This is a genomic window from Nocardioides sp. cx-169, from assembly GCF_021083605.1.
In the GTDB taxonomy this organism is placed as follows: Bacteria; Actinomycetota; Actinomycetes; order Propionibacteriales; family Nocardioidaceae; genus Nocardioides.
Map to the genome: position 1 here is coordinate 22101 of NZ_JAJNRO010000016.1, position 11995 is coordinate 34095.

Consider the following 11995-nt stretch of genomic DNA (forward strand, 5'->3'; position numbering starts at 1 on the left):
GTCTAGTCCTGACCGACGTTTGTCCACTGCCCACACGGGCGTGGCGGGCTCAGGCTCGGTCGGCGGTTCGCCGGATCCCGGTGGCGAATGTCTCGAAGAGGTCACGCGGGAGGTCGTGGCCCATTCCGTCGATGAGCAGGAGCTCGGCGCCAGGGACGGCGGCCGCGGTGGCGCGCCCTCCGGACACGTGCACCATCCGGTCGGCGAGCCCGTGCACCACGAGCGTGGGCACCCGCACCGACTTGAGGCGCGGGCCGCGGTTGGGCTGGTTGAGGATGGCCAGCATCTGGCGCAGCACGCCCTGGGGGGTGACGCCGCGGTCGTAGGTCTCCTCGGCCCGGGCGCGCACCTCCTCGTCAGTCTGCGGGAAGCCGGGGGAGCCGATCAGCTTCCACAGCGCCGCACTGGCCTTGACGTAGGCCTCGCGCCCCGCGCCACGGTTGGCGAGCAGCGACGGCAGCAGGCTGGGGTGCTGCCAGCCGACGGTGCGCTTGCCGGTGGTCGACATGATGCTGGTCAGGCTGCGCACCCGCGTGGGCTTCGCGATCGCCATCGTCTGCACGATCATGCCGCCCATCGAGACGCCGGCGACGTGCGCGGACTCCACGCCGAGGTGGTCGAGCAGTCCGAAGGCGTCCTCCGCCATGTCGTCCAGCGTGTACGGCGGTCGGCTGCGGCCGCCCGTGAACGCGCGCACCAGTGCCGCGCGGCCCACCCGCCCGCCGACCCGGCTGGACCGGCCGGTGTCGCGGTTGTCGTAGCGGATGACGTAGAAACCGCGCGCGGCGAGCATCGAGCAGAGCTCCGGGTCCCACCACGTCATCGGGCCGCCCAGGCCCATCACCAGCAGCAGCGGCTCGTCGTCGGGGTCACCGAAGGTCTGGTAGCAGAGCTCGACGCCCTTGCCCACGGGGGCGAACAGCTCCCCGGAGACGGCGACATCGGGGGCGTCCGGGGTGCTGCGGCGAGGTCGAGAAGGCATGACGGAAGTCTCTCGCACCCGACAAGAGGTGTCGTCGAACGTGGCCGGGTTGCCCCCTGGAATCGTTACCTGCGCGTAATCTCACGCAGATGAGCGCCCCGACCCTCGCCGCCTTTCTGCTGCCGGAGGGCTTCGCCCGGCCGGCCGTGGCGGCGGTCGTGCGCGAGGGCAGCGTGCTCGGCGAGGCCGGTCGCTATGTGCTGCGCACGGCGGGCGACCGGCGTGCCCGCCGCAGTGCGCCGTACACCGGGCGGACCCGGCCCCGCGCCTCGGACCCCGTGGTGCTGGTGCCCGGGTTCCTGGCCGGCGATGCGTCGCTCGCGCTGATGGCGCGCACCCTGCGGGGACAGGGCTTCCGGACCTACCGCTCCCACATCCGCGCCAACGTCGGGTGCACCCTGGACGCCGCCGCCCAGCTGGAGGAGCGGCTGGAGTCCATCGTCATCCGGCGCGGCACCCGGGTCCAGATCGTGGGGCACAGCCTGGGCGGGATGCTCGCGCGCGGGATCGCCGTACGCCGCCCCGACCTGGTCGCGGGCATCGTCACGCTCGGCAGCCCGATGCTGGCGCCCGGCGCGCACCACCGCGCGCTCACGGCGAGCGTGGACGTGCTGGTGCGGCTGAGCCGGGCCGGCCTCCCCGGGCTGATGGCGGAGGAGTGCGTCGCCGGCGGCTGCGCGCGCCAGAGCTTCGATGAGAGCCAGCAGCCGATGCCCCGGAACGTCGGGTTCACCGCGGTCTACTCCAAGCGCGACGGGATCGTCGACTGGCGCGCGTGCGCCCCGGCCGCCGCGCACGCCGTCGAGGTCACCGCCTCGCACGTCGGCATGGCGCTCGACCCCCGGGTCATCGACCACGTGGCGGCGTCGCTGCGACGCCACGGGCTCGACTCAGTGGTCGAAGTCGATCGAGGAGTAACTGCGTAGCTTCTGCAGGCGGTGCTCGGAGGTGATCGAGCGGATCGTGCCGCTGCGCGAGCGCATGACCAGCGAGTGCGTGGTGGCACCGCCGCCGGCGTAGCGGACGCCGCGCATCAGGTCGCCGTCGGTGATGCCGGTCGCGACGAAGAAGCAGTCGTCGCCGGTCACCAGGTCGTCGGTGGACAGTACGAAGTCGGGGTCGAGGTTGTGGCCGGCGTCGAGGGCGCGCTGGCGCTCGGCGTCGTCCTGGGGCCACAGCTGGCCCTGGATCACCCCGCCCATGCACTTCATCGCGCAGGCGGTGATGATCGCCTCGGGGGTGCCGCCGACGCCCAGCAGCAGGTCGACGCCGCTGTCGGGGCGGGCGGCCGAGATCGCGCCGGCCACGTCGCCGTCCACGATGAACTTGATCCGCGCGCCGGTGGCGCGGATCTCCTCCGCGAGCCGCTCGTGGCGGGGCCGGTCCAGGAGCACGACGGTCACGTCCTCCGCCTTGCCGCCCTTGGCCTTCGCGACCTGGTGGATGTTCTCCGCGACCGGGTAGCGGATGTCCACGACGTCGGCCGCCTCGGGGCCGGTGGCCAGCTTGTCCATGTAGAAGACCGCCGACGGGTCGTACATCGAGCCGCGGGGCGACACCGCGAGCACCGCGACCGCGTTGCTCATGCCCTTGGCGGTGAGCGTGGTGCCGTCGATCGGGTCGACGGCGACGTCGCAGTCCGGCCCGGTGCCGTCGCCGACCTGCTCGCCGTTGTAGAGCATGGGCGCGTTGTCCTTCTCGCCCTCGCCGATCACGACGGTGCCGTTCATCCCGATCGTCGAGATCATGACCCGCATCGCGTTGACGGCCACGCCGTCGGCGCCGTTCTTGTCCCCGCGACCCACCCAGCGCCCGGCCGCCATGGCCGCCGCCTCGGTGACGCGCACCAGCTCCAGTGCGAGGTTGCGGTCGGGAGACTGGGGGGCGACGTCGAGGGAGGGATCCATGAGCGCATGGTATCGGTGCGATCAGGGTGCGCCGTACGTCTGCACGGCGGTCTCCTTCACCGAGAGCCAGACCTCGCGGCCGGGAAGCAGGTGGAGCTCGCCCATGGAGGCGGGCGTGACGTCGGCGAGCAGGTCGGTGTCACCCGAGACCAGCAGCCGTACGGCGTCGCCGTGCGGCGCCGCGCTGACGACGGTTCCTCGCCAGCGGTGCCGCGCGGACCCCTCGGGCCTGAGTAGCGAGACCGTCACCGCGCTCGGGCTGAACGAGCGGAACGTGTCGCCCTCCCGCAGCACGTTGAGCCCGACCAGGCGGGCGACGTGGTCGGTGCGCGGGTGGGCGGCGACCTCGTGCGGCGTGCCGTCCTGCGCCACCCGGCCCTCGTCGAGCACCAGCACGCGGTCGGCGAGGGTGAGGGCGTCGATGGCGTCGTGGGTGACCAGCAGGGCGACGCCGTCGTAGCCGGCGAGGTGGCGGGCCAGCTCCACCCGCAGGGCCGACGCGACACCGACGTCGAGTCCCGCGAACGGCTCGTCGAGCAGCAGCAGCGCGGGCTCGGTGGCGAGCGCGCGGGCGATCGCCACCCGCTGCGCCTGGCCGCCCGACAGCTCGGCCGGCCGGCGTGCCGCCAGGTCCGCGACGCCGAGGCGGTCGAGCCAGCCCTGCGCGGTGGCCTCGGCGGCGGCGCGGCGGGCGCCTCGCGAGCGGGGGCCGAAGGCGACGTTCGCGAGCGCGGCGAGGTGGGGGAAGAGCGACTGGTCCTGGAAGACGAAGCCCAGATGGCGCTCCCGGACCAGCCGGGCCGGGTCCGTCCAGCTCTCGCCGGCCACGGTGACCGAGCCGGTCATCTCGACCAGCCCGGCCAGCGCCCGCAGCAGGGTGGTCTTGCCGGCGCCGTTGGGGCCGATCACGGCCACGACCGAGCCGGGCTCCGCGGCGAGCGCCGCCTCCAGCCGTCCGGGGACGTGGATCCGCGCCTCCAGGCCGCTCACGGGCTGGTCAGCCATCGGTTGCGCAGGGCCGCCAGGATCGCCACGGAGGCGAGCAGCAGGATCATGCTGAGCGTGCGGGCGACCTCGGGGTCGCCCTGGAGGGTCGTGTAGATGAGTGAGGGCATGGTCTGCGTGGTGCCGGGATAGTTGCCCGCGAAGGTGATCGTGGCCCCGAACTCCCCGAGCGAGCGCGCCCACGCCAGCACCGCCCCGGCCAGGATTCCCGGCATCGCGAGCGGCAGGGTCACCCGGCGGAACGTCGTCCAGCGGGTGGCGCCAAGGGTGGCCGCCACGACGTCGTAGCGCTCGCCGGCGCTGCGCATCGCCCCCTCGACGCTGAGCACGTAGAAGGGCATCGACACGAAGGTGTGCGCGATGACCACCGCCGGGGTCGTGTACGGCAGCGAGACCCCGCCCTCGCGCAGCAGGGGGCCGAGCAGGCCGCTGCGCCCGAGCGCGGTCACGAGCGCCACGCCGGCGACGACCGGTGGCAGCACCAGAGGGACGGTCACGGCGGCGCGCAGCAGGGCGCGACCGCGGAAGTCCACTCGAGCCAGCAGCCAGGCCAGCGGGGTGCCGAGGACCAGGCAGGCCACGACCGTCGCGCCGGAGGCGACCGCGGTGAGGCGCAGCGCCTCACGCACCTCCTGGCTGCGCAGCCGGTTGAGGAACGTGCCCCACGGCGTGTCCAGCACGAGGCTGACCAGAGGCAGCACCAGCAGCGCCGCGGCGAGCGCGGCGGGCACGAGCAGGACCAGCGGAGGTCGGCCGAGGGCACGGCCGGAGGCGTCGGTCACGGCGGACCGAACCCGGCGTCCCGCAGGAGCCGCCTCCCGGCGTCGGAGAGCACCAGGGCGACGAAGTCCTGGGCCAGGCCGGGGTCCGTCGCCTGCTCGAGCGGGGCGATCGGGTACGCCGTGACCACGTCCTGAGCGCCGGGAACCTCGAAGCGGCGTACCTCCTCGCCGGCCGCGACCGCGTCGGTGGCGTAGACGAGCCCGGCGTCGGCCTCTCCGCTGGTGACCTTGGCGAGCACCGCCTTGACGTCGACCTCGAGGCTGGCGGGCTGGGCGCGCTTGTCGGTGGCGTCGAGCAGGGCGGTCGCGGCCCTGCCGCACGGCGCGGTCGTGACGCAGACGACGTAGGTGACGTCGCCGGAGGCGAGGTCGTCGTACGACGTGATGCCGGCCGGGTTGTCGGCCGGGGTCACGAGCACCATCGTGTTGGTGGCGAAGACGACCGGGTCCGCCGCGAGGGCGTCGCCGGCGCGGTCCATGGTCGTCGTGTCGGCGGTGGCGATCACGTCGGCCGGCGCGCCGCCCACCGCCTGCTCGGCCAGCGTCGCCGAGGAGTCGAAGGCCAGCCGGACGGTGACGCCGTCGTGCTCGGCCTCGAAGTCCTCGGCGAGCGCGGTGAAGCTCTCGGTCAGCGAGGCGGCGGCCAGGACGGTGATCGTCGTGTCGTCGTCCCCGCCGCAGCCCGCGAGGGGGAGGAGCAGGGCGAGGCAGGCCAGCGCGGGCAGCGCCCTCATCAGGGACGCTCCACGACCACGTTGGTGGACTTGACCGACGCGACGGCGCGCACGCCGGGGGCGAGCCCCAGTTCGTCTGCGGCCTCGGCGCTCATCAGCGAGACGATCCGGTACGGGCCGCAGATCAGGTCGACCTGCGCCATCACCGTGTCCTTCTTGACCCGGACGACGATGCCGGTGAGCCGGTTGCGGGCGCTGACCGCGGCGGCCCGGCCGGGGTCCGGGTCGCGGGAGTCGGCCAACGACTCCGCCAGGACCGCGAGGTCGGCGCCGTCCACCACGGTGCGACCGTCGGCGACCGAGGCCTCGACCCGGCCGGCCTCGATCCAGCGCCGCAGCGTGTCGTCGCTGACGCCGAGGATCTCGGCGGCTTCCGCAACTCGGTAGGTGGCCACGTCGAGAGTCTGCCGCAGTTGCGGTCAGGTGACCAGCCACAATGCCGCGACTGCGGCGGCCAGGCTGAGCGGGGTGAGCGCGAGGGAGACCCGGTGGAAGCGGCGCAGGTCGGGGCGCTCGCCGTACCGGCCCAGGTGGCGTGCCCACAGCAGGTTGGCCAGGGAGCCGCTGTAGGTGAGGCCGGCGCCGATGTTGAGGCCGAGCAGCGCGGCGAGCACGGCGGTGTCTCCGAGGGGTGCGAGCAGCGGCACCAGGAGCAGGGTGGCCGAGAGGTTGGTGAGCAGGTTCGCGAGGACGGTGGCGAGCGCCGCGATCAGGGCGAGGGCACCGAGGGTGGTCGCGCTCGGGATGGCCCGCGCCACCAGGTCGCCGAGGAAGCCCTCCGAGATCGCGGCCACGACGACGCCGAGCGCCAGGACGAAGCAGGCGAAGCCGGGGTGGGCGGCGCGGAGCACCTCGCGTGCGCCCCCCAGGCGACGGCGGCGCCCCCAGAGGACGAGCACCAGCGCCGCCACCGACGAGACGGCGTACGGCTCGAGTCCGAGCGGCGAGGTCACCGCGAAGCCGGCGAGCATGAGCGCCACGACCGCGACCGGGAACGGCTCCACGGCGGGCGCACCCACCTCGCCGCCGTCGGACGGTGGCTTGGACAGCTCGCGGCGGAACACCACCCGCAGGGCGACGTACTCCACGACGAGCACCGCCGCCAGCACGGGGGCCATCGTGAGGGCGAAGCCGGCGAAGGTGAGGTCGAGGTGGGGCATGGCCAGCAGGTTGGTGAGGTTGGAGACCGGCAGCAGCAGCGAGGCGGAGTTGGCCATCCGCAGGCAGGCGTAGGCACCCGGGGTGGGCGACGTGCCGATCGCGACCGCGGCGCCGACCACGACCGGGGTGAGCAGCACGACCGTCGCGTCGAGGCTCAGCACGGCGGTGACGCAGGCGGCCACCAGGAACGCCGCGGTGAACAGCCGGCGCGGGCCGTGGGCACGGTCCGGCCCCGGGCGAAGCAGGCGGCCGAGGGCCGCGAACAGCCCGGCGCGCGCGCAGACGTCGGCGACCACGAGGATCGTGGCGAGGAAGGCGACCACCGGCGCCAGGTGTCGCAGGGCCTCGCCGGCCCGGTCGAGGGTGATCAGACCCGTGGCCAGCACCGCGCCGGTCGCGACCGCCGCTACCAGGGCCTCGACCCGTCCGGAGGGGTGCCGGTAGGCCGTGACCAGCAGCGTCAGCAGGGCCGCGACAGCGACCAGTTCGGCCGACAGCTGGGCGAGGGTCGGCACGCGCGCAATCTACGACACCTGTGAGGATGGGCCCGTGAGCGACAGCGAGAAGCCGGGCCGGTACCCGCGCTCGGCCAACAGCCTGATCGCCTCCCTCGTCGTGACCCTGCTGGTCGTCGCCGCGTTCGTGGTCTTCCGGGCCGTCACGCGCGACAACAAGGAGATCGAGCCGGAGGCGGTCGACTACCTCGAGACCGTCGAGCAGATCCAGGGCTCCGGCGCCCGCGTCGCCTACCCGCCCGAGCTGCCCCAGGACTGGAAGGTGACCGGCGTGGCGTTCACCCCCGGTGAGCGGGGCGCCTTCGGGTTGTCGATGCTCACCGACGACGGGACCTTCGTCGGCCTGCGCCAGGAGGACGAGGGACTGGACGACCTGCTGGCGACCTACGTCGACGAGGAGACGGTCGAGGGCGAGCCGGTGACCTTCGACAGCCCGATCGCGACCACCTGGGAGAGCTACTCCGACGAGGGGGGCGACCGCGCCTACGCGACCGAGCTCGGCGAGGACACCCTGCTGGTCTTCGGGTCCGCCGACGAGGATGACCAGCGGCTGCTGATCGAGTCGCTGACGACCGAGCCGGTCTCCTAGTCCTCGTCCTGCTGGTCGTTGTGCTGGGCCAGCACCGCGTCGAGGCGCTGCCGGGCACCGTCGAGCCACTCCTGGCAGATCGTCGCGAGCTGCTCGCCGCGCTCCCAGAGGGCCAGCGACTCCTCCAGGGTGGTGCCGCCGGTCTCGAGGCGGCGTACGACGTCGAGCAGCTCCTCGCGGGCTGCCTCGTAGGAGGGGGTGGCGTCGTCGGTCATGCGGGCTCTTCTTCCTGGTGCGGTGCGGGGTCGGGGACGGTCGAGTCGACCGTGGCGGCGATGCGGCCGTCGGCCACCCGGACGCTCACGGCGGCGCCGGCGCCGACCGAGTCGATGGTCGTGACGACGTGGCCGTCGGCGTCCTGGAGGACGGCGTAGCCGCGTTCGAGCGTGGCGAGCGGGGACAGGGCGCGGGCGCGGGCTCGCTGGTGGCCGATGTCGTCGGTGGCGCGGTCCAGGGCATGGCGCAGCGTGCGGCGGCTGCGCTCGAGCAGCGCCGTGAGCTCGGCCCCGCGGTCGTCGATGAGGGTGCGCGGGTCGGCCAGCGACGGTCGCTCGCGCAGGGCGTCGAGGCGGTGCTGCTCGTGCTCGACGCGGGTGCGGACGGACTGTCGCATGCGCAACCGGGCCTGCCCGAGGCCGGACAGCTCCTGGTGGACGTCGGGGACGACCAGCTTGGCCGCGTCGGTGGGCGTCGAGGCCCGCACGTCGGCGACCAGGTCGAGCAGCGGCGAGTCCGGCTCGTGGCCGATCGCCGAGACGACCGGCGTACGGACCCGCGCGACGGCGCGGATGAGCCCCTCGTCGCTGAAGGGGAGCAGGTCCTCCACCGCGCCGCCACCGCGGGCGATGACGATGACCTCGACGGCCGGGTCGCGGTCGAGCCGCGCCACTGCCTCCATCACCTCGGCTGCGGCGCGGGTGCCCTGCATGGCCGCGTGGACCACCTCGAACGCCACCGCGGGCCACCGGCGGCGGGCGTTGTCGAGGACGTCGCGCTCGGCGGCGCTGTTGGGCGCCGTCACGAGCCCGACCTTGCCCGGCAGGAACGGCAGTCGGCGCTTGAGCTCCTGCGCGAAGAGGCCCTCGGCGGCCAGCAGCTGGCGGCGCTGCTCGAGGCGGGCCAGCAGCTCGCCGAGTCCCACCATCTTGATCTCGCGCGCATAGAGGGAGAGCGTGCCGCGATTGGCGTAGTAGGACGGCTTGGCGTTGATGACCACGCTCGCGCCCTCGACCAGCGGCGGGTTGAGCCCGTCGAAGAGCTGGCGCGAGCAGGTGACCGGCACCGACACGTCGGCCACCGAGTCGCGCAGCGTCAGGAACACCGTCCCGACCCCGGGCCGGCGGCTCACCTGCGCCACCTGCCCCTCCACCCAGACCGCGCCGAGCCGCTCGACCCACCCGGCGATCGCGTTGGCGATCTGGCGAACCGGCGCCGGGGACTGCGCAGACGTCTCCAGGGCCATGCCGCGACCCTAGGCCACGCCTCCGGCCGGGTGGCGGGGTGCGCCAGTTTCACCGGGTACCCGGTGAAACTGGCGCCACCCGGCCCAAACATCGGTGGGGTGGCGTGTGTTTAACCCCGCGCCCGGTGAAACTCCTTCGGCCGGGACCGCGCCGACTCGGCGACGCACCGCGCCGCCCGTAGACTGGGCGCCATGACGATCGACCTGGGCACGCCGAGTCTGCTCTCGCCCGAGGAGGCCGACAAGGCGGTCCTGCTGGCGGCGCCGCGGGGCTACTGCGCCGGGGTGGACCGGGCCGTGGTGACCGTCGAGAAGGCGCTGGACCTGTACGGCGCGCCGGTCTACGTCCGCAAGCAGATCGTCCACAACAAGCACGTCGTCGCCGACCTGGAGTCGCGCGGGGCGGTGTTCGTCGAGGAGCTCGACGAGGTGCCGGCGGGGGAGACCGTCGTCTTCTCGGCCCACGGGGTGTCGCCCGCGGTCCACCGTCAGGCGCAGGAGCGCGAGCTCAAGACCATCGACGCGACCTGCCCGCTGGTGACCAAGGTCCACCACGAGGCCAAGCGCTTCGCCGACGACGACTTCGACATCCTGCTGATCGGCCACGCGGGCCACGAGGAGGTGGAGGGCACGGCGGGCGAGGCGCCGGAGCACATCCAGCTCGTGCAGAGCCCCGCCGACGTCGCCAACATCGTCGTACGCGACCCGGCGCGGGTCGCCTGGCTCTCGCAGACGACGCTGTCGGTCGACGAGACGCTGGAGACCGTGGCCGCGATCCGCGAGCGCTTCCCGCTGCTGCTCGACCCGCCCAGCGACGACATCTGCTACGCCACCCAGAACCGCCAGCTCGCCGTCAAGGAGATCGCCCGCGACTCCGACCTCCTGATCGTCGTCGGCTCCGGCAACTCCTCCAACTCGGTCCGCCTGGTCGAGGTGGCGCTGGAGGCCGGCGCCAAGGCCTCCTACCGGGTCGACGACGCCTCGGAGATCGACGAGACCTGGCTCGACGGCGTGCGCAGCGTCAGCGTCACCTCGGGCGCGAGCGTCCCGGAGGCGCTGGTCGAGGGTGTGCTGTCCTACCTCGCCGAGCGCGGCTTCCCGGACGCCAAGGCCGTGCACAGCGCGGAGGAGTCGCTGATCTTCTCCCTGCCCAAGGAGTTGCGCCGCGACCTCAAGGCCGCGGGTCGGAGCTGACGCTCCCGGTCCGGTCGGCCTCCCTCGCCTCGGCGGCGGGCCACACCACGAAGCGGTAGGCCACGAAGTTCAGCACGAAGCTGACGCCGATCGCGACGAGCTTGGCGCCGAGCACCAGCAGGTCGTCCGGCCCGCCGACGTCCTCGAGCAGCGCGAGCAGCCCGTGGATGACCAGCGGCTGGACCATCCAGAGGGTCACGGCGTTGGTGGCGAGGAAGAGCGCCGCGTGGCGAAGGGTCAGCCGGTCGGCGCGGAACGTGAACAGCCCGTTGACCACGAAGCTGAACGTCATGCCGGCGATGGTGGACACGCAGTTGGCCGCGAGGATGCCGAGCCGGTCGTGCAGCAGCATGAACAGCACCACGTCGATGAGCGTGTTGGCCACGCCGACCGCCGCGAAGCGCACCAGCACGGTCCCGCGACGCGGAGCGGACTCGCTCAGGACGCACCGTCCCGCCGCGTAGCGCCCTCGGTGGTCTCGGCCCGCGGCGTCCGGGTCAGCGACCGTACGCCGGCGCGCTCCCCCCGCGCCGCGAGGGCGAGCGAGTACAGCGGCCGGTCCTGCACCTCGACGTAGACGCGTCCGAGGTAGCTGCCGATCACGCCCATCATGATCAGCTGCAGCCCGCTCAGGGCGAACATGCCGACGCCGAGGAAGGCCCACCCGGGCACCGCCTGCTCGGGCACGAACAGCCGCACCACCAGCACGTAGACGGCCAGCAGCAGGCTCAGGAACGAGATGACGTAGCCCAGGCGGGAGATCCACCGCAGCGGGGCGGTCGAGAAGCCGAGGATGCCGTTGGCGGCGAACGCGATCATCTTGCGGAACGGGTAGCCGGACTTCCCGGCGTAGCGCGGGTCCCGGTCGAAGAGCAGCGCCTCCTGGCGGAAGCCGACGTGCGCCACGATGCCGCGCAGGAAGCGCTCGTGCTCGCGGTAGCGGGAGACCTCGGCGACGACCTTGCGGTCCATGAGCCGGAAGTCGCCCACGTTGCGAGGGATCTTGATGTCGGCGAGACGGTCGAGCAGCCAGTAGAACCCGTAGGCCGTGGTCCGCTTGAACACCGAGTCCTGACGGCTGCGGCGCTGTGCGTAGACGACGTCCACGCCGTCCTCCCACATGGAGATCATCTCCACGCTGACGCGCGGCGGGTCCTGGAGGTCGGTGTCCATCACGATCACGGCATCGGCGTCCGTGGCGGCGTCGAGGCCGGCCGTGACGGCGATCTGGTGGCCGCAGTTGCGCGAGAAGCTCAGGACGCTCACGCGGGTGTCGGCGTCGCGGAGCTCGAGCAGCTTGGCCAGCGAGTCGTCGCGGCTGCCGTCGTTGACGTAGATGAACTCGAAGTCGAGGTCGCCGCGAGCCTCGGTGGCCCGGACCAGCGCGCTGTGGAAGGCCGCGATGTTCTCGACCTCGTTGTAGACGGGCAGGACGTAGGCGATCTTCGCCCGGGCCTCGTCGCGCGCGTGCTGCTCGGTGGGCTGGTGCTGCTCAGACATCGGTTCGCTCTCAGGTCCTCGATCGGCTCCGCGGGCTCCGGCCGCGGCAGGCATCCGGCGTTCCTACCCGTCCCGCCTGCAACGACGCTGTGGATCAGCCACGACGATGCTACGTGGCCGCGCGCCGCTCGCCCCGCATGGTCCGCCGTCCGCACGTCGTAGAG

Annotated in this window: 14 protein-coding genes; 3 read left to right on the top strand and 11 right to left on the bottom strand. The window is 73.1% G+C overall.

Features of this window, described 5'->3' with window-relative positions; all coding sequences use genetic code 11:
- Window positions 1-49: 49 nt before the first annotated feature.
- A complete protein-coding gene (locus LRP67_RS18615) occupies window positions 50-982 on the bottom strand; it encodes an alpha/beta fold hydrolase (RefSeq protein WP_231271650.1) in 933 nt (310 codons plus the stop codon).
- Window positions 983-1071: 89 nt separating this feature from the next.
- On the opposite strand from LRP67_RS18615, the gene LRP67_RS18620 reads away from it, so the two are divergent.
- Window positions 1072-1908, top strand: coding sequence for a triacylglycerol lipase (locus LRP67_RS18620; RefSeq protein WP_231271651.1), 837 nt, complete (start codon window positions 1072-1074; stop codon window positions 1906-1908).
- Here LRP67_RS18620 and glpX read toward each other — a convergent pair.
- From glpX to LRP67_RS18650, 6 genes are read right to left on the bottom strand one after another with little or no spacing between them, the layout of a single operon-like run.
- Complete coding sequence (gene glpX / locus LRP67_RS18625) at window positions 1873-2889, bottom strand: class II fructose-bisphosphatase (protein WP_231243284.1); 1017 nt, start codon at window positions 2887-2889, stop codon at window positions 1873-1875. The two genes, LRP67_RS18620 and glpX, sit on opposite strands and share 36 nt — an antisense overlap.
- Window positions 2890-2910: 21 nt before the next feature.
- The gene (locus tag LRP67_RS18630; protein WP_231271652.1) at window positions 2911-3894 is read right to left on the bottom strand and encodes an ABC transporter ATP-binding protein; all 984 of its coding nucleotides are present in this window, start codon (window positions 3892-3894) and stop codon (window positions 2911-2913) included.
- On the bottom strand, window positions 3876-4676 hold the full coding sequence (locus LRP67_RS18635; protein ID WP_231271653.1) for an ABC transporter permease: 801 nt from the start codon (window positions 4674-4676) through the stop codon (window positions 3876-3878). Before LRP67_RS18635 ends, LRP67_RS18630 begins: the two co-directional genes overlap by 19 nt.
- On the bottom strand, window positions 4673-5410 hold the full coding sequence (gene modA / locus LRP67_RS18640) for a molybdate ABC transporter substrate-binding protein (protein WP_231271654.1): 738 nt from the start codon (window positions 5408-5410) through the stop codon (window positions 4673-4675). The genes LRP67_RS18635 and modA overlap by 4 nt, the downstream gene beginning before the upstream one ends.
- A complete protein-coding gene (locus LRP67_RS18645; protein ID WP_231271655.1) occupies window positions 5410-5805 on the bottom strand; it encodes a molybdopterin-binding protein in 396 nt (131 codons plus the stop codon). The genes modA and LRP67_RS18645 overlap by 1 nt, the downstream gene beginning before the upstream one ends.
- A gap of 24 nt (window positions 5806-5829) precedes the next feature.
- Window positions 5830-7086, bottom strand: a complete 1257-nt coding sequence (locus LRP67_RS18650; RefSeq protein WP_231271656.1) for an SLC13 family permease — start codon at window positions 7084-7086, stop codon at window positions 5830-5832.
- 34 nt (window positions 7087-7120) lie between these two features.
- Between LRP67_RS18650 and LRP67_RS18655 the strand changes: the two genes are divergently transcribed.
- Window positions 7121-7675: a DUF4245 family protein gene (locus LRP67_RS18655; protein WP_231271657.1), complete on the top strand. Its 555-nt coding sequence runs from the start codon at window positions 7121-7123 to the stop codon at window positions 7673-7675.
- On the opposite strand, the gene LRP67_RS18660 is transcribed toward LRP67_RS18655, so the two are convergent.
- Together LRP67_RS18660 and xseA are read right to left on the bottom strand one after the other, a co-directional pair.
- Window positions 7672-7890, bottom strand: coding sequence for an exodeoxyribonuclease VII small subunit (locus LRP67_RS18660; protein ID WP_231271658.1), 219 nt, complete (start codon window positions 7888-7890; stop codon window positions 7672-7674). The two genes, LRP67_RS18655 and LRP67_RS18660, sit on opposite strands and share 4 nt — an antisense overlap.
- Entirely contained in the window at window positions 7887-9137 is a 1251-nt protein-coding gene (xseA, locus tag LRP67_RS18665) for an exodeoxyribonuclease VII large subunit (RefSeq protein ID WP_231271659.1), read from the bottom strand. The genes LRP67_RS18660 and xseA overlap by 4 nt, the downstream gene beginning before the upstream one ends.
- A gap of 192 nt (window positions 9138-9329) precedes the next feature.
- Here xseA and LRP67_RS18670 point away from each other — a divergent pair, with 192 nt between their 5' ends.
- On the top strand, window positions 9330-10331 hold the full coding sequence (locus LRP67_RS18670) for a 4-hydroxy-3-methylbut-2-enyl diphosphate reductase (protein ID WP_231271660.1): 1002 nt from the start codon (window positions 9330-9332) through the stop codon (window positions 10329-10331).
- Here LRP67_RS18670 and LRP67_RS18675 read toward each other — a convergent pair.
- Together LRP67_RS18675 and LRP67_RS18680 are read right to left on the bottom strand one after the other, a co-directional pair.
- Window positions 10309-10743, bottom strand: a complete 435-nt coding sequence (locus tag LRP67_RS18675) for a GtrA family protein (RefSeq protein WP_231271661.1) — start codon at window positions 10741-10743, stop codon at window positions 10309-10311. The two genes, LRP67_RS18670 and LRP67_RS18675, sit on opposite strands and share 23 nt — an antisense overlap.
- Window positions 10744-10769: 26 nt before the next feature.
- Window positions 10770-11831 (bottom strand): glycosyltransferase family 2 protein, encoded by a 1062-nt coding sequence (locus LRP67_RS18680; protein ID WP_231271662.1) that lies wholly within the window; start codon window positions 11829-11831, stop codon window positions 10770-10772.
- Window positions 11832-11995: the final 164 nt, after the last annotated feature.

What these genes read in the sequence shown, in the direction of transcription:
- LRP67_RS18660 (WP_231271658.1), bottom strand. Translation starts at nt 7,890, where the DNA reads ATGACCGACGACGCCACCCCCTCCTACGAGGCAGCCCGCGAGGAGCTG.
- LRP67_RS18680 (WP_231271662.1), bottom strand. Translation starts at nt 11,831, where the DNA reads ATGTCTGAGCAGCACCAGCCCACCGAGCAGCACGCGCGCGACGAGGCC.
- LRP67_RS18630 (WP_231271652.1), bottom strand. Translation starts at nt 3,894, where the DNA reads ATGGCTGACCAGCCCGTGAGCGGCCTGGAGGCGCGGATCCACGTCCCC.
- glpX (WP_231243284.1), bottom strand. Translation starts at nt 2,889, where the DNA reads ATGGATCCCTCCCTCGACGTCGCCCCCCAGTCTCCCGACCGCAACCTC.
- xseA (WP_231271659.1), bottom strand. Translation starts at nt 9,137, where the DNA reads ATGGCCCTGGAGACGTCTGCGCAGTCCCCGGCGCCGGTTCGCCAGATC.
- modA (WP_231271654.1), bottom strand. Translation starts at nt 5,410, where the DNA reads ATGAGGGCGCTGCCCGCGCTGGCCTGCCTCGCCCTGCTCCTCCCCCTC.
- LRP67_RS18670 (WP_231271660.1), top strand. Translation starts at nt 9,330, where the DNA reads ATGACGATCGACCTGGGCACGCCGAGTCTGCTCTCGCCCGAGGAGGCC.
- LRP67_RS18615 (WP_231271650.1), bottom strand. Translation starts at nt 982, where the DNA reads ATGCCTTCTCGACCTCGCCGCAGCACCCCGGACGCCCCCGATGTCGCC.
- LRP67_RS18620 (WP_231271651.1), top strand. Translation starts at nt 1,072, where the DNA reads ATGAGCGCCCCGACCCTCGCCGCCTTTCTGCTGCCGGAGGGCTTCGCC.